This is a genomic window from Nitrospirota bacterium (assembly GCA_023229435.1).
Taxonomy (GTDB): domain Bacteria; phylum Nitrospirota; class UBA9217; order UBA9217; family UBA9217; genus JALNZF01.
On the sequence record JALNZF010000002.1, the window covers coordinates 186,506 to 209,029 of the forward strand.

The following is a 22,524-nucleotide window of genomic DNA, read 5'->3' on the forward strand; positions in this document are numbered from 1 at the left end:
TTAATTCTCCTCCTTGTGCGTGGATTCAGCGTCGGGATTACTGCCCCGGTTGCGGAAGACCGCAATGAGCGACAATGCGGTAACGAACCCGACCACTTTGAACGGGATCTCCCTGAGCATGGCCCAGGTATTTTCCGGAAGTTTCTTGGCGGGTATGTTCATGTTGAATCCCAGCTGCTCAAAAGGCACAGCCGCGATATACATCCAGGATGTTCCGCCCGCCTCTTTCTCACCATAGACATAATTCACATATTTACCGGGATGTTCCGCGAGCCGCTTCTTCGCCTCGGCCAGGACCTCTTCTTTATTTCCAAAAAACATGGTCTTGGTCGGACAAATCTTGATGCACGCAGGGGTCAGATTATCAGCCTGGCGGTCTGAACAGAAGGTGCACTTGCGGACCCAGGGAAAGATCCTCTTTTCCCATTCATACTTCGGGACCTGGAAGGGACACGCGATCATGCAATACCGGCAGCCGATGCATTTGTCATAGTCATAGTTCACGGGCCCGTTCGGCAGTTTTTTGAAGGCCCCCACCGGACACGCGGATACGCAGGCCGGATCATCGCAATGCATACACTGGTCCTTGATAAAGTGCCATGCCGGCGCCTGTCCGGACGCCCCTTCCAGAAATTCGATACGGGTATACGTATCGGAATTCAGTTTCGGCGGATTCGTGTACACTCCCTGATTCACTGTCTTCTTCACGGAACGTTCATTCCATGATTTGCATGCCACCTGACAGCTGCGACATCCGATGCAGCGCGTCAGGTCGACCAGCACGGCTTTTTGGGGGGGTTGAGTAATCGTTGTCATTATGTCCTCCCTCCCGTGATCTTTACGACATTGACCATGAAGGCCTTCGATTCGGGTATCATGGTATTGGCATCACCGACGGTCGGCGTCAGCAGGTTCGCACTGTCCCCGCCGCTGCCGTCCACAGGGTATTGCCATCCGAAGTGCCAGGGAAGGCCCACCTGATGCACGGTGGAGTTTCCGATCTTGAAGGGTTTGAACCGCGTCGTAACGATTGCGATTGCCCAGAGCTCGCCCCGGCCTGATTTCACCATGACCTTTTCACCGTTTTTGATATTTTTTTCCTTTGCCAGTTCTTCGCTCATTTCAACGAACATCTGGGGCTGCATCTCGAGCAGCCACGGTTCATGTCGTGTCATGACGCCGGTCTGCCAGTGCTCGGAAACGCGGTAGGTCGTGGCAACAAGAGGATACCGCATATCGCAGGAGAAAACGGCACCCGCCTCATCACCGAAAATCTTGATCGTCGGATTGATCCGCTGTTTGGACAGCATATTTTCCTCGAGCGGACACTCAAGTGCCTCATAGTGTTCGGGGAAGGGGCCCTCGGCCATGCCGGGCCCGAAAAGGTGTCCCACGCCGGTGGCCATCATAATGAAAGGTAACTTTCCTTTTTCCGTTGCCATGGGCGGAGCTGGCCCATCCGGGATATCTCCCACCCAGGTGCCGGGTTTCTTGCTCGCCGGATCTTCCTTGACCGGGTCCCATTTGAGCAATGCACGCTTCGGATCCCAGGGATTACCATTGGGGTCCACCGAGGCCCGGTTGTAGATGATTCTCCGGTTGACCGGCCATGCCCATGCCCATCCCGAAAACAGGCCAAGGCCGGTAGGATCATCTTTCCCTCGTCGCGCCATCATGTTGATGATCTTGCCTTCCTTCTGAGTGTAGCTCTGAGAATAGATCCAACAGCCAGATGAGGTTGTACCGTCCGCCTGCAGATACACAAAGGACGCGCAGAGCTCGCCTTTCTTGCCGAGGAGCTTGGGCGGTGTTGCGGTCTTGTCGTACACATCTTCCAGATAGTAGCCGTTGATCTCTTTTGCGATATTATGCACATTAATTTCGTGGATTTTCCCCTGGGCGTCTTTTTCACCGTAGTTCCAGGTTATGTTCAGGATGGGCGCGGGGAACTTGCCACCTTCCTTCTGATAAAGGCTTTTTACCCGGAAGTACAGTTCGTTTGCGATTTCCGCGTCCGGCTTGGACTGGCCGATGGGTTCAATTGCCTTATAACGCCACTGCACCCACCGTCCTGAGTTTGAAAGACTGCCTTCCTTTTCAACCGATGATGCGCAGGGCAGCAAGAAGACCTCGGTCTGGATATCCTTCGGATTCATGCCAGGACCCTTCCAGAACGATCCGGTCTCGTTGTCGTAGAGATTGACATTCACCATCCATTTGAGCTTGGCAAGCGCCTGCCGGGTCTTGTTCGAATTAGCTCCCGAACACGCGGGATTCTGGCCCCATGCAAAGAAGCCTTCAAATTTCCCCTTGAACATCTGATCGAAAATCATGAGCCAGGAAGCGTTCATGCCTTCATCGAGCTTCGGCATCCACGCATACCCGAAATCATTTTCCTTGGTGGCCCTGCTCCCGTAAATGGCCTTGAGGTAGCTGGTAATGTATTTGCCCCGGTTGGACCACCAGTTCACGCTCTTCGGTTCCTTGGTTTTGGGTGTGTATTTCTCAATGTACGCAGGGAGGGTGGCTATGGACGCGGTCGGTGTTGCCAAATAGCCCGGGAGGATATGGAACAACAGGCCGTGGTCAGTTGAACCCTGAACGTTGCCCTCTCCGCGCAGGGCATTGATGCCGCCGCCTGCGATGCCCATATTGCCGAGCAACAGTTGAATGATGCACATAGCCCTGATGTTCTGCGTCCCGACCGTGTGCTGCGTCCAGCCCATGGCATACAACTCGGTGCCGGCCTTGTTTGGCTTGCCGGTCGAAGCATAGAGCTTGTAGACCTCTTCCAGTTTGTCCTTGGGTGTGCCGGTGATGCCTGAGACCTTGTCGAGCGTGTAGCGCGAGTAATGTTTCTTCATCAACTGGTACACGCAATGCGGGTCTTTCAGAGAAGGATCCTTCTTCGGGACGCCGTTCTCGTCCATCTGGAACGACCAAGTTTTTTTGTCGTATTTCCTGGTCTTTTCATCATAACCCGAGAAGAGACCGTCCAGTTCGCCCGGGCCTTTGTAGTCCGGGTTCACGAGGAACGAGGCATTGGTATACTTGATAACGTATTCCTTGAAGATGAGATTATTATCAAGGATGTACTTGATCATCCCGCCCAGGAAGGGGATGTCCGTGCCCGAACGCATGGACGCGTATACATCAGCCTTGGTGGCTGTCTGCGTGAAGCGGGGGTCTACAACAATAAGCTTGGCGCCCCGCTCCTGGGCTTTCAGTATCCACTTCATGGAAATGGGATGATTTGAAGCCGGATTGCTCCCCATTACGAGGATGACATCAGCATTCTTGAAATCGATCCAATGGTTCGTCATGGCACCGCGTCCGAACGACTCTCCCAGAGCCGCTACCGTCGCGGAGTGTCAGATACGGGCCTGATGTTCAATATATACCAGGCCCCATGACCTCACCAGTTTTTGAAGTATGTAGCATTCTTCGTTGTCCAGGGCCGCGCTCCCGACATGGGCGATGCCGTCGGTCCGGTTTACCACAAAGTCCTTTTCAACGGTTTTTTCCGTGCCGTCTGCCGCCTTTTCCTTCACCTTGGACTTGGAGGTGAGCTTGAACGTTCGGTCGCGGGTATCCTTCACCCGTTTCGCGATTTCATCCAATGCCCAGTCCCACTCCACTTCCTTCCATTCCGTTGCACCCGCGGCACGATACTGGGGTTTCTGCAGCCTGGTAGGATTGTTCATCATCTGGAACAGCGATGCGCCCTTTGAGCATAGCGTTCCTTCACTGATCGGGTGTTCCGGATCACCTTCGGTGTAGACGACCTTTCCATCCTTGGTGTGCACGAGGATGCCGCACCCGACCGAGCAGAACGGACAAATCGTGGTGGTCACTTTCGCGCCCTTGATCCTGATTTCCCGCTCTTTTGTGTCAGCGGAAGCAGGATCGGCGTGAAGTGCCCCCAGGAGAAGCGAACTGCCGGAGAGCTTCAAAAAATCACGTCTTGATACCCCCATTTCAAACCTCCTTCGCATTAATTTAACAGCTAATAAAAATTATTTTCACCATTGATGACCGTTGTCTAACGTTGTCTAACAAGGATCATGTTCACCTTCTATTGAAAATATGATGTTTTGCTGTATATTAATAAAATTTATTTCCGGATGAATATAGCAAATCAACTATTATTTGTCGAGTAAAAAAGTAGCACTGGTGCAATGTTTTTTCAGTCATTATAACGAATTATTGCGATTTAAATTGAATTGGTGATTCGGATCTCAGAGCGATCATTTTCAGATGAAAACACTCAGAGATAGCGATTGGACGTGCTGAAAAGATCTGGGGATAATTTCTGCGGTAACTATAAGTTAAAATGGGATTTTCTGAGGTATAGGCGCGTAATTGGGATTAAGACACCGACCCAAATTGATTGAACAAACGTAACTACTCAGCACCTCTGAACCCAGAAGGGTGTTACAACAGATAAAAACCTTTTTATCCGCAGATTTCGCAGATGGACGCAGATTTTAAGAAAATAAATCAGGTTCGATTTAATCTGTGAAATCTGCGTAATCTGCGGACAATATTTTGACCTGAGTAGTTACGAACAAACTTAAGATCATCGAAGTTCTGCGGCATGTACCGTTCGAGTGTCCTGAATATCTGGAAGGACGATTGGAGTATTTCGATGAGGATGCGGTTGTAAGCGCGGGCAGAGAGACCGAGTTGATCCATAGAGGTGATCGCCGAGATGCCCTCTTTCATGGAAAAGCTCCTGTTCCCGAATGTGAACCACCTGCAACAGGTATCCTCACCTCGACCGAGTGTTCCTTACGGTCATCAACAAGGGGAACGGCCTTGTCGGGTTGCAGAGCGCCATCGACGGTCACACTCGTCTCGCTGATGTCCGCGGGCGTTTGTTGGACAGTGATATGATAGAGAGTATCCCGGTACCGGTAATGCACCTTGAACATTTCCCAATCCGTTGGGAGGCATGGCTCGAAACGCAGTTTATCCACCTCAAGCCTTAGCCCCAGGAGTGATTCCACGATAAGCCGATACATCCAGCCGGCCGAGCCCGTGTACCATGTCCATCCGCTGCGACCGATGTGCGGTGAGACCGCATATACGTCGGCTGCGACAACGTACGGCTCTCCTTTGTAGGTTTCAATTTCCTCCGGAGATCTCCCATGGTTCATTGGGTTGATTATTGCCAGCAGTTCCCATGCGCGCCGGCTGTCGCCCAATGCAGCAAATGCCATCGCTGTCCAGATCGCCCCATGAGTGTATTGCCCGCCATTCTCCCTGACACCGGGGACATACCCCTTTATATAGCCGGGATTCAAATTCGACTTATCGAAGGGCGGGTCCAGGAGCTGGATCAGTCTCTGGTCCCGTCGAACGAGATGCTTATCCACTGCCTCCATTGCCATGCGCGAGCGTTCGGCACCCCCGGCGCCTGAGAGAACAGACCAGCTTTGCGCAATGGAATCGATCCGGCATTCGGGATTACTTGCCGAACCGAGCGGAGTACCGTCGTCGAAAAACGCGCGGAGGTACCATTCCCCGTCCCAGCCATGCTGCTCGATATTCCGGCGCAGTTCCCCCGCTTCCGTCCGGCAGCGTTCAACAAAGGGCAGGTCGCCATGCAGACGTGCGATCTCCGTGAACCGCATGAGCACTTCATACAGGAAGAATCCCAACCAGACGCTTTCACCTTTGCCGTGTTCGCCCACCATGTTCATGCCGTCGTTCCAATCACCCGAGCCGATAAGCGGCAAACCGTGTTCGCCAAAGCTGATGCCCCTCATGATGGCCCGCACACAGTGATCATACAAACTGGCCGATTGTTCAGACGCTTGGGGAAGATCGTAATACGAGTCCTCGTCTTTGTTTACCGGGCGGCCCCCGATGAAGTTGACGGTTTCATTCAATACCCCGGTGTCCCCGGTGTTCAGAACATAGCGGGCAACAGCCAACGGCAACCAGAGGAAATCGTCCGAACAGTGTGTACGCACGCCCCGGCCTGATGGAGGATGCCACCAATGCTGAACATCACCCTCCATGAACTGCCGGCCGGCGCACAGGAGGAGGTGCTCGCGCACGAGGCGCGGCGCGGCGTGGATAAGCGCCATCACGTCCTGCAACTGGTCGCGGAAACCGAAGGCGCCGCCCGACTGGTAGTATCCGCTGCGGGCCCAAAGACGGCACGCGAGCGTTTGGTACAAGAGCCAGCCATTGGCCAGGATATTGACGGACTGGTCGGGTGTTTCCACTTGCACCGCCCCAAGCGTGCGGTTCCAGTACTGCCACACTGCTTCGAGCGCGCCACGCGCGGCGGCAGATCCTCGAAAGCGACGCACCAGTTTGCCGGCGTCATCAACACCTCGCCCTGCGCCGAGTCTGAAGATGACCTCGCGCTCCTGCCCGTCGGCCAGATCGAAGGGAACCTGAATAGCGGCGCAGGGATCCAAAGAAGACCCCACCCTGCCGGAGAGGCGCACCCGGGTCATCGCCACAGGATTCCGAAGCGTACCGTTGCGTCCGAGGAACTCGGTCCTGTCGCCGCTCACGGTTCGGGTCACCTCATCCACGTCGAAGAAGGCAACCCGGTCAACGAACTCCGTGTTGTAGGAATTCCGCGCAAAGAGCGCGCCGGTGTGGGGATCAAGTTCAGTGACCACGTGCATGGCTGTTTTGGGCCGCAGATCTCCCAGCACCCATTCCGCGTATCCGGTGGCGGAGAGCCGGCGCGATCTGCCGGACTCGTTTCGCACTTTCAACACCGTGAACTTGATCGAAGCATCCACGGCCACGTAAACCCACATCTCAGAGCGGATGCCGCGCTCCGTGTGCTCGAAGACGCTGTAGCCAAAGCCGTGGCGGGTGACGTAAGGCGTCGCCCCGCGGCTGGGCAGCGGCGTGGGGGACCAGAAGTGTCCGCGTTCTTCATCACGGATGTAAAACGCCTCTCCGCTCGAATCGCTTACCGGGTCGTTCTGCCAGGGAGTGAGGCGAAACTCATGGGCATTTTCGCTCCAGGTGTAGGCAAGACCGCTCTCTGAAATGACGGTGCCGAAAAGCGGGTTTGCCATGACGTTCACCCAGGGCGCCGGAGTCACCTGTTCGTGCGCGGTCGTAATGATGTACTCGCGGCCATCAGGCGTGAACCCGCCCAGTCCGTTAAATAACATCAGGTCGCGGCGAGGCAATGCCGGCGTGGTCGAGGATTCGGCAAGATGGCGGCGAGTCGGCTGGAGGCGCGGTATCCGTGGTTCCCCGGCAGTGCGAAGGCTAAGCTGGTTAGCCAGCGATCCCTGGTTGTCTCTGATGATGGCGCGGGCGATTGTCTGGAACAGGAGGCGGTCCTCAGGCGATATCTGGTCCGCGGGCCGTACGAAAATACCGCCCCGCGGGTCAGTCACGTTCGCTTCAACACCCGTGGCAATGAGCCCCATGATCTGCTCCTGCAGGAGCTGGCGGTAACCGGCGCGATCTTCGTTCCAGATCACCAGGTCTGCTGCCAGACCTTTGAGACGCCAATACGCGTGGGCCTGTACAAGCTGGCGCACCAGGCCGATATTGTCCGGATGTTCGATCTGGAGCAGCACGATCGGAAGATCACCCGAAATGGCGTAGCCCCAGAGACCGGATTGCCCCCGGCGGTTCTTGATGATGACGCCCGGGTCGGCGCGCAGCAAAGCATTGGCATAGATCACCGAGCCGGCCAGGCGTCCATAGAGCTGCGCGTCGGCCTCGGTGGCGTTGATCTGTTGCAGGAGCACCTGGCTATGCGTCCATGCCAGATCAAAGACGCGGTCCGCGAGACGCCGGTCCTGATATTTCTCGACAAGGCCCATGCAGACCTCCCGAGTTTCTCCGATGCCGGTGACAATGTCTATGACGGCCGATTGTTCCGGTTCGATCGCTATCCGATACCGTACGGAGACAATGGGATCGAGCGCCGAGCCCTGGCTGCCCGAAAGCGCTCCCGAGGGGCCCGATGAAGCGCCCATCGCGTGCGGGTCGGCGACGGTGTTGCCCCGGCCGATGAACCGCATACGGTCGGTCTCATAGGAGATTTCTCCAACATCCGCCCCGTGTACGGCCATGAGATGGAACATCCACGGCGTCTGCTCGTCAAGGGAGCGCGGCCGGCGGGTGCAGAGGATGGCGCGCTGCGGGCGGATGATCTCGGTCTGAACAAAGAGATTGCTGAACGCCGGATGCAGTGCGTCCGCGTCAGAAGATGCGAGAACGACTTCCGCGTAACTCGTTATGTCGAGCTCTCTAAGCTTCGCGGAGTGGTTGGTGACCGTGATCCGGCGCAGTTCGATATCATCCTCGGGCGAAACACTGATCTCCGTATGCATTTCAAAGTCGTTGTCAATGCGGCGAAACTCCGCTCGCGCTTCCGAAAAAATCACTTCGTATTTATTCGGTCGTTTGAGCGTCGGCTGATATGCGGTCGACCAGAACTCTCCGCTCGCCACGTCGCGGATGTAACAGAACGTGCCCCAATTGTCGCAAGTACTGTCTTCGCGCCAGCGGGTGACAGCGATGTCTTTCCATCGGCTGTAACCGCCCCCCGCATTCGTGACCATCACGTGGTACCTGCCGTTGGACAATAACTGCACCTCCGGAACGGTTGTGTCGGGGCTGTTGAGTACGCGCATCGGCAACTCCGGACCGTTGGAGGTCGTACGGAGCTCGGAAAGCTCGGAGGTGTGCGAATAAAACGCCGTGGCCTTCGGCACACGCTCCTGGAGCAGCAGCATGGTTGCCTGGAGCTCCAGGTCAGATTCGAACCGCTTCTGCATCTGACGGTCCAGGAGCACAGAGGCCAACGAAAGAAAGCTCATACCCTGGTGATGCGCCATGAACGACCGGACTACGACGCTCGATTGCCCGCGTCGTTGACGTGAAGGCGTGTAGTCGATCGCTTCATAGAAGCCGTATTTTCCTTCAAATCCTTCCGCGGAGAGTCGCTCGAGGTTCAGACACGCTTCATCGGGCGCCACCATCAGCGCCAGGGCCGAGGCATAGGGCGCAATGACCATATCCTCGGCGAGTCCGCGTTTGAGCCCCAGGCCGGGCACGCCAAAAGCACGGTATTGATAATCGAGATGCGCATCGACCGTGTTGTAGCCGGATTCAGACATGCCCCACGGTACGCCGCGCAGCCACCCATATTCGATCTGTCTCTCCACCGCCGCCCGACAGGTCTGGTCGAGCAGCGTGTTCTCGTAGATCGGCATCACCAGAAGCGGCATGAGGTACTCGAACATCGAACCGCTCCACGAAAGAAGGACCGGTCCTCCATCAGCAATGGTGAGCAGGCGCCCCAGGGCAAACCAGCTTTCCTGCGGCAGTTGTCCCTGCGCGATCGCCACAAAACAGCACAGTCGCGCTTCCGAAGCAAGTAGATCGTAATAACCCGCATCCCGCCGGCGCTCACCAACATTGTACCCGATGGCCAGGAGCCGGCTCGACCTGTCGTACAGGAAATCATACTCCATACGGCTGAGTTCTCCGGATCGCAAGGCAAGGGCTTCGATGGCCCTCATCCTTGCCCTGGCGTGCTGGTTTCCAAGTCTTGCCAGTTCGCGCAGTGTCGGGATCTCATCACCGTTGCGAACAAACGACGGGGCAAAGAAGGTCATCTCATCGAGGGCCGCCCGGCATTGCGCGGTAAGGGCATGTGCCCACCACGTTGCCTGGCTTTCGGGATCAAGATCAAGGGAATCGAATTCTGAGGCCGCTTCCGCGGCGGATGTTGCCAGTTTTTCAAAGCACAACCGCGCAGCCGCGAGAGTGGTCGGCGGGGAAGCATACGCGGACTCCAGGCCCTTCTGAAGTTGAGCGAGCCTGGCGGGAGCTGCTCCTTCCGCAGCGTCCACGAGTATCTGCAGGGTGTCGCGCAACCCGTCAAACGATCTCGAATGGAGGACCTGGTGATCGGGAAGCGCGAGCAGACCCTGCCGCAAGGTGAGCAGGTGGGCGGCGAGGTTCCCGCTATCCACCGTTGAAATGTAAGCAGGGAGCAACGGCTTCAGAGACTGCGTGTCATACCAGTTGTAGAAGTGGCCCCGGTGCCGATCCAGGGCATCCATCGTTCGCAGTGCATTCTCCGTGCGCTCGATGAGTTGTCCGGCAGGAATGTAGCCGAAGTCGTACGCGGACAGATTCACCAGCAGCGCAAGTCCCATGTTGGTCGGCGAAGTGCGATGTGCGACCACGGCAGCGCGATACTCCTGATAGTTATCCGGCGGCAGCCAGTGATCTTCCGGCCCGACGAAGTTCTCGAAGAACGCCCAGGTCTTGCGGGAAAGCTTCCGGAGAAACAGGGTTTGGCCGGCTGTCAGCGTTGCTCCGCGGCGGGCAATCGGCCGGCTGATCCACCAGGCCAGTATTGGCGAGGCAAACCAGAGGCCCAGCAGGGGCGCGGCCGCAGCCACCGTGGACGGACTCGAAAGCCTGAGTAAGATCATTACGGCGGTTGCAAGAACGGGGGCGAACCACATCGTCCGGCAGGAGGCGGCAAGGCCATTGCGGCGACTGCACCCGGTATCTCCCGACATGCCCCATTCGAGAAGCCGCTTGCGCGTGACCAACATCCGCCACGTGGTGCGCAGAATCGCATCGAGACTGTAAAACGCCTCGTAGGGCAGACAGGCGAGCGTAAAGAGGGCCTGGGCAAAGCGCCTGCCAAGGGAGCGTCCTTCGGCAGCGAGGTGCTGCCCCAGAAGCGCATCGCCCGGCTTCTGAAACAGACCCGGGAAAGAGGTGATCAGAGAAGGGATAAAGATGATGCTGATCATCGACAAGGTCCAGAACCAGGTCGATGACAAGACCGTCCAGCCCATCAGCAACAGGAGTATCAGCGCCGGGGACACCAGACTGCGTCGAAGGTTGTCGAAGATCTTCCATTGGGACAGGAGCGAGAGAGGATTCTTCTGTAAGCGCGCATCAATGCCCGGCACGCGCGACCGCAGCCATCGCGCAAGCTGCCAATCTCCGCGGATCCAGCGATGCCGGCGGCTCACGTCCGCGCTGTAGCAAGAAGGATATTCCTCGTACACCATCACGTCGCTCAACAGCCCGGCACGCGCATAGCACCCTTCGATCAGGTCGTGGCTCAGGATCCGGTTCTCGGGGAATCGTCCGTCCAGCGCCCGTTCGAACGCATCAACCTCATAGATGCCTTTACCGATGAACGAGCCTTCCTGGAACAGGTCCTGGTAGACATCGGAGACAGCGCGCGTATACGGATCAATGCCCGGATCACTCCCCCACATGCGCGCATACCGGGACCATTTCGTGCCGGCCATGCTCACCCCGACGCGCGGCTGAAGGATGCCGTACCCGGCAATAACACGCCTCTTGTCCTCGTCGTAGTGCGCGCGATTCAGCGGGTGCGCCATGGCCCCCACAAACTGCCGTGCCGCATCGCGGGGCAGCTGCGTATCCGTGTCAAGGGTAATTACATACTTCACCTTCGATAAGACGGTCGTGTTACCGACGACAAGCGAAAAGTGCGACCCCGTATTATCATGTGCCCCGTTGCGAAGAAGGGAATTCAAAGCCGCAAGCTTCCCCCGCTTGCGCTCGTATCCCATCCAGATCCTCTCACGGGGATTCCAAAGGCGCGGGCGATGGAAAAGGAAGAACGTGTCGCCTGTTAAACTCTGGTACTTTTCATTCAGCTCTACGATCTTCTGTTGGGCCGGCAACAACAACGGTTCGTCTTCAGGCAACGTTTCCCCGGCCGCGTCCTGAAAATCCGTCAGCAGGCCGAAGTGCAGGTTGTCGCCGCGATTTGCCAGGAACCGGACTTCCAGTGCCTCGATCATTTTCTCGATGTTTTGAGCGCTGGTGAGCATGGTCGGGACAACGACAAGAGTGCGCGATTCAGGCGGGATACCCTTGGAGAAGTCCATCCGCGGCAGCAAATGCGGCCTCACGAGCAACGGTGCAAGCCAGTTCACCAGGGCCACAGCCAGATGACTTGCAGCAAACATCGAAAGAAGGCTGATCAGCCCGAGAAGCCAACCAGGCAACCTAGCGACATGTGCATTCACCAATAAGCTCCCGCTAACAATCGCCGTGATCAGCGCAATCGTGCCTGCATACAGCAGCAACGGAAACCGTGAGCTCAATTTTTGAAGCGTCCCGGAGAAGGAACGTCGCACCGCTGTTGCTCCTTCGAGCTGCGGCAAACCCTTGTCGACCAGATAGAAGCCGACATGTGCCGAACGATCGTCCAAATCGACGGCGGCGTCTTTCCGGGCCGCGGCCTCACGCGCAAGCCGGACCGCAGCGGCCGCCACCTCGCTCTCCGACAGCCGGCTGCTCTTTGCTATCTTCTCCACAACATGGCGGTAACGGTCACGCGTGGAAAAATCCATCCTGCCGTAAACCCCGCTGGTTTCCTTTCGCAGGGCCTGCTCGACGACGCTCATTGTCTCGACGAACTCGCGCCAGTCCATCGCGCCCAGGAAACGGAGGCTGCCGATGCTGTTGCTCATAGAGACCTGATCAGCGGCCTGTTGCTGGTTCTCCGACTGCACCAATTGCTTTGTTGTCTGGCCGCTCTCGGACAAGCGCTGCTCGATCCAGGTGAGCGGCAATGCAAGAGCAGGCCCCAGTCCCTGCAGCCTGCGCAAAAGTTCCGCAACAAAAGCACTCTTCATGGGCGGGTCCGAACGGGCCATGTCCGCGATCACCAGGATCAGGCTCTTCGGGTCCTTCTCGGCAATCTCCGTCATCCGGTCTGCCCAATAATCGGCGTAGTTTCGGTCGGTCCTGTCAGTGGCGATCCGGGCTGCAACGCGTCGGAGATTCTCGATCAGCGCCAGGCGCAACATGATGGGGATTGCCCATAATTCGCCCAACCTCAGAGCGGTGACTGTCTGGTAGGCCGCCACGAAACGGCTGAGGCTTTCCGGATCCACCCGCCCATCGCCATGTGAGATCGTCTCCTGAGCAATGTCATACACGCGCGGAAGACCGGCCGAGGGACCATCCAGCAGTCGAGGCAGTTCCCGGCTGTACCCCTTTGGCAAGTGTCTCCTGGCCGTGCGGATCTGTTCTTCGATCAGATAAAAGTTATCGAGCAGCCATTCCCCGGCCGGCGTAATCCGGCGGTTTGCCTTAATAGCCTCCGTCAGCAGGTTGTGGACCCCAAGCAGCAGGTCTTCATTCTCAGCCAGCCGCGTCAGAAGCCGGTCCCGTGCCCGTCCCGGACCCAACGTGTGCAAACCCGCCAGGGTCCTGCCATGCTGATCCATCTGATCGCTGCTGAATAGTTCCGATCGCAGCGGCGCCTCGTTGTCAACGGTCTTTCGTATCTGGCCGTGTCCAAGGAGTCTCGCCTGCAAAAGGGACAGGTTTCCAAGAAGGCCCTTGCTTTTTATTTTCAGGTTTAATGACAAGAAGGTTTCCTTACGTATAGTCGTCTCGGTTATAGTGTAATCTAAATCATTACAGCAGATTGCTATTCGGATTGCATCGGATCACGCAGCAAATAAGTGGAGGCCAAGTTCCGGAATGCGGTGCTAAGCGGCCCCGCCCCGCAGGGGCGAGTCTGGCGCCAGCATGAGGCGGCACGTTCGAAAAGCACCCCACTTATGGGCGTCCGATTGATCGGAATATTAGAACTTATCACCTTAGTGATAGCAAAATGAACGCTGCTATGACACCGACAATGCCAAATTTAAAACCATAAATTAGTGAGCTGTATTTGGCACGGCACACACTGGATAACTCATATGTGTGCTTATATTTTGCGTCACATAGCTGACTCAGCTTTCGACTGAGTACGTCTTCGGAATACTCAGAGGAACTTTCATATTGACAAATAGCGTGGAAGAAAATGATGCCTCTTGAAGCTCCGCCTAAGCGCGGCATTACCGTTCCTATGCAAAACAAGCTCCCAACAATTAGGCAAGTTGTTGCAATGAAAGAAAGGATATGAATTAGACCCCATGAACTTGGATTAGAAATCCAATTGTTTGTGAGTCCAAGCGTATTCAGGTAGGCAAGAAAAGCCGCAGATCCAGCGAAGAAAAACGCGGCCTTTTGATCAGCTAGCCTAATGTAGTCGCGCACATACTGATGTGTTTCCTCCCCGAATTTAAGTTTTATCTCCAACTCCTTGTGGTCATGAGCACTGACTGTCGCGTCATGCTTAATTCCTTCTGTGCTTATTGATGCTGATCGGTCAACAGTAAGCGGGGCTGAATTGTCAACGTTTGGCGTTAACTCTGCGTCCGAAGATGACTGGTGACTTTCCGTTTGCATAGTGAGCCCCCTTATATAAAGTCTTTCCAGCGCCCTTTGTATTTATATAGCTTGTAGGGTGAACCGTCGTGCGTGTAAGTCCAACCAGTAGGCTCAGGCACAAGCTCCGTCCAGATGTTTCTCCAGGACTCTGGAAGTTGCTTCCTGGCAGATTCGCCTATGACAATGTCACCAGCGCTCGCGAATCGCATTACTTTTGACGCAAAGTTAGCGGTAGCTCCAATAGCAGCATTTGCGTTGAATCTCTTTGGCGCGCCAATTCTGGCTATCGTTACATTACCGTAGTCAATCGACACCCTGAGCTCGATCGGTTTCGTATTCGAGTTGTTTAGGATGGGGTTTATCAGGTGTTTTGTTGTCGCCAGCATCGTCAAAGCGCAGGCAACACTTCTTTTAGAGCCAGTCTCTGGTGGACTTCCTTCGTTATCGTTAAAGTAAATCAAAAGTCCGTCGCCTGTATTTTTCTCGACGTTTCCACCGTAATCTTCTGCGATTCGGATCATCTCTGTGAAAAATAGATTCAGGACGCGCAACATTAAGTCCTGCTCTGCCACAGTTTCCATTGGACGTGAAGAAAAACCGCAAATATCGATGAACATTACCGCCATCGATAACCGCCTACCATCCCCAATCGAAAGGTCGGTGTCTTCCGGTACGATGCGCCCATCACCGACTGGTGGACGTGCATTGATTTTGTCCCGCAGAGCCGCGATCCTCTTGCTCTGCGCTTCCCAATAGCTTTTTTCTATAGCGTCGTAATTCAAGGGTGCTCCCAGGAAGTTTAAGTAAGCCGCTCTTGTGTCATGCTGCCCGTGCCAACTTGAAGTTGTCGGACATTGTTTTGATTACCTCGTCAATCTTGCAATCGAAGGCCTGGTTCACTTCATCGTAAGTCCCGATAATGCTCTCATATATAGGGTTCTGGAAGATCGATTGCGCATCTACTGTGCCGTGTTCACTGAGTGTTGAAACGAACACATCCTTAATCAGCTCTAAGACGTGAACTTGGGCGTCGGTAAACTCGGCGGAGAGGATGTAATTCTCGTAGCCAGTCTGGACCCGCTGAAGCGGCGTCGGTATCCGGCGCTTGCCGAGGACGTGGAGAAAGAAGTCCCACACGGACCCGGCGGGATAGTCGTAGATGCGTTGGAGGTTGCCTTCGTCCAACCAGATTTCCGGTTTTGACACCCAATCTTCGACCGCCTCGACATCCTCAGCCGTCGGTTCGTAGTCCTCTCGTTCGTCTATCTTCTGCTTTAGCGACACGATGACCGGGTTGTCCGGGTTGCTGACGGCCGCTTCGAAGATGCGCTTGGCTTCTTCGATGGGGGTGTTCTCGACCACGCGGACACCTTCGTGGACCTTGACCCGCTGGATTTGATGCTCCGGGTCCGGGTTGTCCACGATGAAGTAGCCTTCCGGTTCCCCGCCACCTTCGCCTCCTCCCCCGCCTCCCGTTCCAGTGACAACCTTCTTGTTCTTCTTCTCGGTCCCCTTGCCGTTGTCACCCATGCGTTTGCACAGACCCACGAAGTCGAGGATCTGGAAACTGAACTTGCCCGTTTTTGGATCAAGGCGGGTGCCACGGCCCAGCATTTGAATGTACTTGCCGACCGACCGGGTGAGCGCGGCGAAGCCGATGTAACGCACACAGGGGATGTCCACCCCGGTGCTCATGATGTCCACAGAAACGGCGATGTAGGGTTTCTGGTAGGGCTTCTTGAACCAGCCTTTCAGGGTCCGGTTCAACTCCGCGTTCTCGGAAATGATCGGTTCGGCGTAGCGGGGGCTCTTGCCTTCGTCGTTGAAGACCGCGTTCAGGGCGTTTGCCAGCATCATGCAATGCGCCTGGCTCACGCCAAAAAGAATCATCTTCTCGCCGTACTCGGTCCGTTTGCGGATTTCCTCGGCAACGCGTTTGGCCGTGTTCTCGGTGAGATACTTTCGGTTCAGTTGCTCCAGTTTCAGTTTCTTGGTCTTGTCGAGTTCGATCTTCTTCCGCTCGTCCGGGTCCAGAACGTAATCGAACTCGACGCCTTCCTGCTCCGCGATCTGCGTCAGGTGTGTCTTGATCTCATCAACTTTGTAGGGCGCAAGGAAGCCCTCATCGATGCCCCGACCAAGGTCAAATTCGTACGTCGGTTCGCCGACTTCGCAACCGAAAAGTCGGTAGGTGTCCAGAATGGCAAGGTCGTCGTCCGTCACCTTCTTCGGGTCCTTCGGGATGGCAATCCGGGGCGTGGCGGTGAGTCCGATCCGGGGACAAAGGAAGTGATCGAAGATGACCCGCCGGCTGACGTTTATGGACCGGTGGCATTCGTCCACGATCAGCAGGTCGTAGTAGGTGCTGGGAATCCCCGAGTAGAGGATTTCCAGCGTGTCAATGACGGCAACGTGAATGTCCTTATGCTTGAAGCCCTTGTAGTTGGAAGTCGTGATCCAGCCCGCCGTATAGGTCGGGCTGATGAGACTGAAGCCGTCATCCCGCGCCTGCTCTGCCAGCAGTCGGCGATCCACTACAAAGAGAATCCGCCGGGCAAGGCCGGTGTCGAGGAGCGCCTTGCACAGGGCAACGGTGGTCCGCGTCTTGCCTAGGCCGGTCGCCATGTGAACCAGCATCTTACCGCGCCCTTCGCGCAAACCCTTCAGCAGGACGTTGATACAGTCCAGTTGATAGTACCGTTCCTTGCCCGCCGCCGAATCGAAGCCACCGGCGATGGTCGTGTCTATGACGATCTCGCGTTCCTGCCGCCGCTTCTGCTCCTGCGCCATGCGAACGCCCATGTCTTCGAGGGACAGGAACGAGTTGACCGGACGGAACTCGCCCGCCTCAAGCCCGGTCCAGGCCATGTCGTAGAACAGCGTCCGCTCGGCGGAACAGGCGTAGAGGAACTGGGGGTGGAGAATGCGAGAGTAGAGAATCTGGAGTTTCGGCAGCGCCTTTTTGGGATCGTCCAGTTTGTTCTCGAAGACCGCGAGCGGCGTTCCCTGAAGGTCTTGGAGAACCACATCCGGCTTGACGTACTTGTGACCGGGAAATTCTTTTTGTTGTTCCGGCGTCAGTGGGTACTGCGGCTGGTAAAGCAGGGTGTCGCCGACCTTCCACCCGAGTTTCTTCAGGTCTTCGATGACCCGAAGGTCGGTCGCAGTCGCTTCGTTGGCATTTATGTCGGGCATGTCACCCCCCAAACCTCTTCGATGATCCGGCGAAGTTGTTTCTGCGCGTCGTCCTGAAGTCTGCCAACGGCTGACAGAGCGTCGAGATTCTGTCGGGCAGAGGCGACGAGAACTTCCTGAGTGTGAATGTCTTCCATATAGGGAACGCGAAACTCCCCCATATAATCTTGGGAGACCTTGACCATACTCGGTGATGCCCCTTGCGGAACACGGCCGAAATACTGGCGGCCATACGTCGAATTGAAGAGGATAGCCGCAAACTCAGGCAGAATCTTGGTGCGATCAAACACAACGCGGGTCAGGAGATCGGGGAAGACGACTTTATCCTCAGTCGGCCCGACAATCCCTGCAAGTGCGACGAGTTCCGGGGTGTTGCCACGGCTGTAGAAGAAGTCCCCCTCGTGAACGTAGAAGGTTTCGATGTTCGGGCGGAATTCGGACGTGTACTTTCTTTCGGTCAGATCAATACGGCCCCGTTTCAAGCATGCCAGGGTCAAGACGGGTATTTCGCCACCGTTGCACGTCGGCGACCATCCGTTCCTTGTTTCCAGGATTGCGTCTTTAATCGGGCGAAGGTTGTCTTGGATAGAGTCCGGCAACACGATTGTGAATTTGGATTGGATGATGCGACACGACGACGCGACGGATACGAGTTCATCAAGCCGCCGAGCTATGGTCTCCTGAATTTCTGGCGGCGGTAGCGGAATCTCGAAACCACAAAGGAAATCCGAGCCCTGTTCGGTCTTGATGCCTTTGTTCTTCTGATCGATCAACTGAGCAAGAAACTGCGGCGAACGGAGCATGTGGCAAAGGTAGTCAGCGCGGCTATCAGGCGTCTTCGGTTGGTACACTTGATAATGCGTCGAACAAACCAATCGGCGTGGCGCTAATGCGACAGCACCTTGATGTAGGTTGATCTTCGATGTGATTAGTTCTCCGCGGTCCGCAATGTAGAGATCCATGCCGGTTTCTGGAAATTCGCGAAAGTGAATGCATCCATCAGCAAAGGTGATCTTCTCTACAATATCAAATTGCCCGGAATAATCTTCCTTTCGCAAGCGTTCGTGCTTGGGTTCAACCAGTTCGCCTAACTTGCATCGTGGGTAACGTGCGCCGCTTTCGATGATCTTCCGGAGAGTGGCAAGCTGGTCGTGATTCGCCAGTTCTTCGACCGGGTAGGCCATGAGGTATTGCCGGGCGATGTCGAACTCTATGGAATCCTGCACGTCCAGCATGGCGAGTGCGGAATGGGCTTTCTCCGGCGGGCAGTCCTTGAGTGCCTCATAGCGGGCGTCGAGAGGGTGCCCGTTCTTTCGCTTTGCGCCCTTGAAGACAGCGTTCCATTCCTCAAGTTGGCTTTTGGATAGGTTGCTCCGGGCGTTGGGCAGGTTGAACGAATAGAGGTGCGCGACCTCGATGCGTTTCGCAATTTCATTCATGGTCTTGACTCGCCAGACTTCATCCTGCTGGGTCAGTCGCCCGCTGCGGTCGGTTTCGGTGATCTTGCCGGCGCGCAGTTGGTCGGCGAGTTTCGCGCCCAGGGGTTCACTTTCCTTCGCCGCCCGCTCGTAAAAGTCGGTGGTGGTGTCGGCCGCGATGCGGAGTTTGACGCGGGGGTCCAGGTTCACAATCCATGCCGCCGGCACACTGAAGGAATGTTTGGTTTCCGGAGGTGTCTTGTCATGCCTGACGTATTTATCGAACAATTCAAGAGCCTCGACCAGTTGGCAACCTTCGATGGGACGGCGGTTGGTGCCCATTGTGTAACCGTCATTCGTAACCTTATAGAACCAGATATCCTTGGTCTGTCCGCCCTTCTCGAAGACTAGAATGGAGGTCTTCGGGCCGACACCGCCCTTGCTAACAAACACTCCCTGCGGCAGGCTGATGATCGCCCGGAGATTGTTTTCCTCGACAAGCATCTTCCGTAATGTGCGGGCGCTGGCCTGTCCCCATGTCATGAACCCTTCGGACACGATGACCGCGCACCGGCCGCCGGGGGCCAGCGCGTCGAGCATGAGCTTCACAAAAAGGATGGTGGTCTCGGATTCGCGGGAAAACTCCGCCCACACGTTTGGGTAGGCTTCCTGGTCCCGGTCCGCGCCGAAGGGCGGATTGGCCTGAACGACGGTCTTGCTTCCGCCGTCCTTGGCTGGATCGAAGAGAGCGAGCGAGTCGCCTTGCTCAATGTTTTGCGGGTTCAGGCCGCGGATATAGAAGTTGATCGCGGCCATTTTGCGGATCATGCCTAGGTACTCGATGCCATGTATGCCGGAACGGTAGAATTCGAGGGCCTTCGTCGGCGACGGCATGGCGGCGGGGTGTTTAGCGAAGTGCTTCTGAAAATAGGCGATGAGTTCCGGGTGTGCCTTGAGACCGGGCCATTTCCCGGAACGGCGGACGGCCTCCGTCACATAGCCGTAGGAGTCAAAGCCGAAACCCGCCGTACCGCAAGCCGGATCGAAGATGCTGTCCAGAAAAGTCGGGTCGGTCAGGGCGACCATGAATTGTCGGATGTGGTCAGGCGTGCGGTGCAGGCCCATGTCCTTTGTGCCGCCGGTCTCGGAAAGAGCCGATTCGATGGCGTCCCCGAGAAGGTCCGTCTTCAAGAGGCGATCTTCGTCAATCTCTCCGATCAGTGCGAGAACTTCCTGAAGGTCGCCGCTCTTGACGTTGTTCGTGAAGTTAGAGTTTTTGAAGACCTCTTCGATCAAAACAAGTTGGTCCTGAACCTTCTGGCCCAGATTGGTTTTGTAGACCTTCCGGGCTTGAGAAAGAATACTGGCGTAGAACGGAAAGAACTTCTCGTTCAGGGTCGGCAACAGCCGTTCGTTCGGAACCGTGTGCAGTGAGTTGAAAAGCAGGTGGTCATTGGGGCGGGCGAACAGGTCGCGGAGTTGTTTGAAGTCCGGGTCCTGCTTCAGTTTCACCTCGAAGATGCGGAACAACAGCAGTTCGATGATGTACTCGACGCGCTGGACAGGCGTCCCCGCCGGGCGAAGCTTCTTGTGGAGCTTCTTCAGCGTGTTGTTCGTGTCGCTGTCCGCATAATGTACTGTTGATCGACCCATATGATGCCTATATCTCCTTCAGCGGCTTAGTTCAACTTTTGAGTTCAGCGGACGCCGGATGCGGTACGCAGGAACGAAGGGTTATGCCCTTACTTGAGAACGAGCGAACGGGCCAACTCGATGAGAATGAGCAAGGTGGCATAGAACCCCGCGCGGGCCGGAGACGCGCAACCGGTATGTCTACAGCTGATGCGGCGTACATTGACATTGGTGCTGCGGATCTCCACAATTGCCGCACTTGCAGGGGTTCAGTCGGGTTTGCAAAGTTTCGGTTGTCATTACCGTTAAGAATATACCTAAAAGGGTACGTTTTGCAACCCAAAACGCTTGGTGAGCATATCCAGAAGCGCCGGATGGATTTGGGGTTGTTCCAGCGGCAAGCTGCTGACAAGATGGGTGTCTCAGCGGCATCGATATGTAGTTGGGAGCGGGGAACGGAACCGGAGTTAAGGCATATCCCCAAGATCATCGAATTTCTCGGGTACGTACCTTTTGACGGCCCGGATGATCTGTTCGGACGGCTGCGGTACTTCAAGAAGGTCCACGGGATGTCGTTCGATCGCCTCGGTGTGGCCATGGGGCGGGACCCGGAGCAGCTCGTCGATTGGCTGAGCAACGGGATGAAGCCGTGCAAAAGGAATAAAGAGTTTATATGCAGCTTCTTAAAGAAAAATAGTAGATGAGTGCTACTGACTGCAACTTCAAAGCCGCAATTACAGCAATTAAAATTGTTAAGGAATACTGCGTTATCTATTCAAATTCATAAACTCGGATAGCAACTAAAATGGAATAGCAGTCCGAGTCTCTTATGACTGCCCACTGAAAACAAAGATGGACACTGGATGAATGCTTGAATTTATTGCAATTAAAAACTAATACCAGCAATATATTTTGCTTTTGTTTGATTAATTACAGAACTGAGATACCATCGGCCAGCAGAGGGAAATTGTAAGCTATGGAAAAATGTAGCTATTATTTTCACTTTTTTATTGTTATTTTCCCCAATTAACAGATTTGCTACAGCATACAGTAAACCACCGCTTACGATGACATCATCACAAAGTAATATGCCGGTCGCATCTGCCATTTTTTCACGATAATATTGAAGTGGTTCATTCATTAAAAAAATAAATTTTACTTTTTTTGTTTTAAATCTTTTTTGCTGTTCAATGGCTAAATTAAAAGCTATTGGTATCGATGCAACAGATAAGGCAACAAAGGTATCGATGTCTACATTTATTAATTGATCTAATAATCTATTAATAAATGTTGAATAAAGTTTAGGATCAAGGTACAGATCTAATGGGTTTATGTAATCAGCCGTAATAAATTTTTTTGATTCTTCCGGCGTCAATATTGTTGTTACATTTATCTCTGGAAGAGTTTGCACATTATCTTTTAAATTTTCCGTTTTTATGTATGTCAGCCAGTATTTGTCCTCTTTCATCCAAAAGTCGTCATTTAGCATTCTAGACTTATCGACCATCTGATTTAACGGCTTATGTAATGTTTCCCAGTCGTATAATGATTTAATTGATTTTAAATAAGATTTTTTATGCTTTTCATCCTCAATACAATCAAATAATACCGCATATTCTATGTGCTTAACCTGTCTGTTTGTGATCAGATTATTGGCAAGCCGAATTGTACCGCCTGTTCTCGTATGTGAATCAACGCAAAATATTTTTTTCCCCTTGACACTAAAATTAGCAGATTCCGGTGGCAGGCCGAGGATGAAAGTTCTATCCTCATATATAAATTCAGACATTGAACTGATTAGCAACGGTTTTTTGGAATCAAAGGCGAGTTTTGCTGCGAGTGGATAACCTGATTTACCTAGAGAGCAGATATAATCAAACTTGTCGGTTAGTTTATAATACTTGTCATAGAACTTTTCATAGACATCTATAAAAGAAAATACGTTTTCATAAAAGAACCACTCGTCCCAAATCTTTTCACCATTAGAGTAATCTTTTCTGATGACCGTATTAAGTAATGATTGTAAATCTTCCAT

The 22,524-nt window shown here is 54.6% G+C and carries 8 protein-coding genes; 1 reads left to right on the forward strand and 7 read right to left on the reverse strand.

The genetic code is table 11. From position 1 onward, the window contains the following. The 6 genes from M0R70_02480 to M0R70_02505 form a co-directional block, all read right to left on the reverse strand. Positions 1-816 carry a 4Fe-4S dicluster domain-containing protein gene (locus M0R70_02480; protein MCK9418228.1) on the reverse strand — a complete coding sequence of 272 codons (816 nt, stop codon included), beginning with the start codon at positions 814-816 and terminating at the stop codon, positions 1-3. Continuing rightward, the gene (gene fdnG / locus M0R70_02485) at positions 816-3,977 is read right to left on the reverse strand and encodes a formate dehydrogenase-N subunit alpha (GenBank protein MCK9418229.1); all 3,162 of its coding nucleotides are present in this window, start codon (positions 3,975-3,977) and stop codon (positions 816-818) included. The genes M0R70_02480 and fdnG overlap by 1 nt, the downstream gene beginning before the upstream one ends. Positions 3,978-4,721: 744 nt before the next feature. After that, on the reverse strand, positions 4,722-13,349 hold the full coding sequence (locus M0R70_02490) for a cyclic beta 1-2 glucan synthetase (GenBank protein MCK9418230.1): 8,628 nt from the start codon (positions 13,347-13,349) through the stop codon (positions 4,722-4,724). A gap of 924 nt (positions 13,350-14,273) precedes the next feature. Then, the gene (locus M0R70_02495; protein ID MCK9418231.1) at positions 14,274-15,026 is read right to left on the reverse strand and encodes an adenylate/guanylate cyclase domain-containing protein; all 753 of its coding nucleotides are present in this window, start codon (positions 15,024-15,026) and stop codon (positions 14,274-14,276) included. 37 nt (positions 15,027-15,063) lie between these two features. Next, positions 15,064-17,439, reverse strand: coding sequence for a DEAD/DEAH box helicase family protein (locus M0R70_02500; protein MCK9418232.1), 2,376 nt, complete (start codon positions 17,437-17,439; stop codon positions 15,064-15,066). Beyond that, complete coding sequence (locus M0R70_02505; protein ID MCK9418233.1) at positions 17,427-20,510, reverse strand: N-6 DNA methylase; 3,084 nt, start codon at positions 20,508-20,510, stop codon at positions 17,427-17,429. Before M0R70_02505 ends, M0R70_02500 begins: the two co-directional genes overlap by 13 nt. Before the next feature lie 311 nt (positions 20,511-20,821). Between M0R70_02505 and M0R70_02510 the strand changes: the two genes are divergently transcribed. Further along, positions 20,822-21,193 carry a helix-turn-helix domain-containing protein gene (locus tag M0R70_02510; protein ID MCK9418234.1) on the forward strand — a complete coding sequence of 124 codons (372 nt, stop codon included), beginning with the start codon at positions 20,822-20,824 and terminating at the stop codon, positions 21,191-21,193. A gap of 182 nt (positions 21,194-21,375) precedes the next feature. Here the strand turns inward: M0R70_02510 and M0R70_02515 are convergent, their stop codons facing one another. Beyond that, a complete protein-coding gene (locus tag M0R70_02515; protein MCK9418235.1) occupies positions 21,376-22,524 on the reverse strand; it encodes a phosphoribosyltransferase in 1,149 nt (382 codons plus the stop codon).

Excerpts from the sequence above, each read along its gene's own strand:
- M0R70_02480 (MCK9418228.1), bottom strand. The coding sequence starts at position 816 with ATGACAACGATTACTCAACCCCCCCAAAAAGCCGTGCTGGTCGACCTG.
- M0R70_02500 (MCK9418232.1), bottom strand. The coding sequence starts at position 17,439 with ATGCCCGACATAAATGCCAACGAAGCGACTGCGACCGACCTTCGGGTC.
- M0R70_02505 (MCK9418233.1), bottom strand. The coding sequence starts at position 20,510 with ATGGGTCGATCAACAGTACATTATGCGGACAGCGACACGAACAACACG.
- M0R70_02515 (MCK9418235.1), bottom strand. The coding sequence starts at position 22,524 with ATGGAAGATTTACAATCATTACTTAATACGGTCATCAGAAAAGATTAC.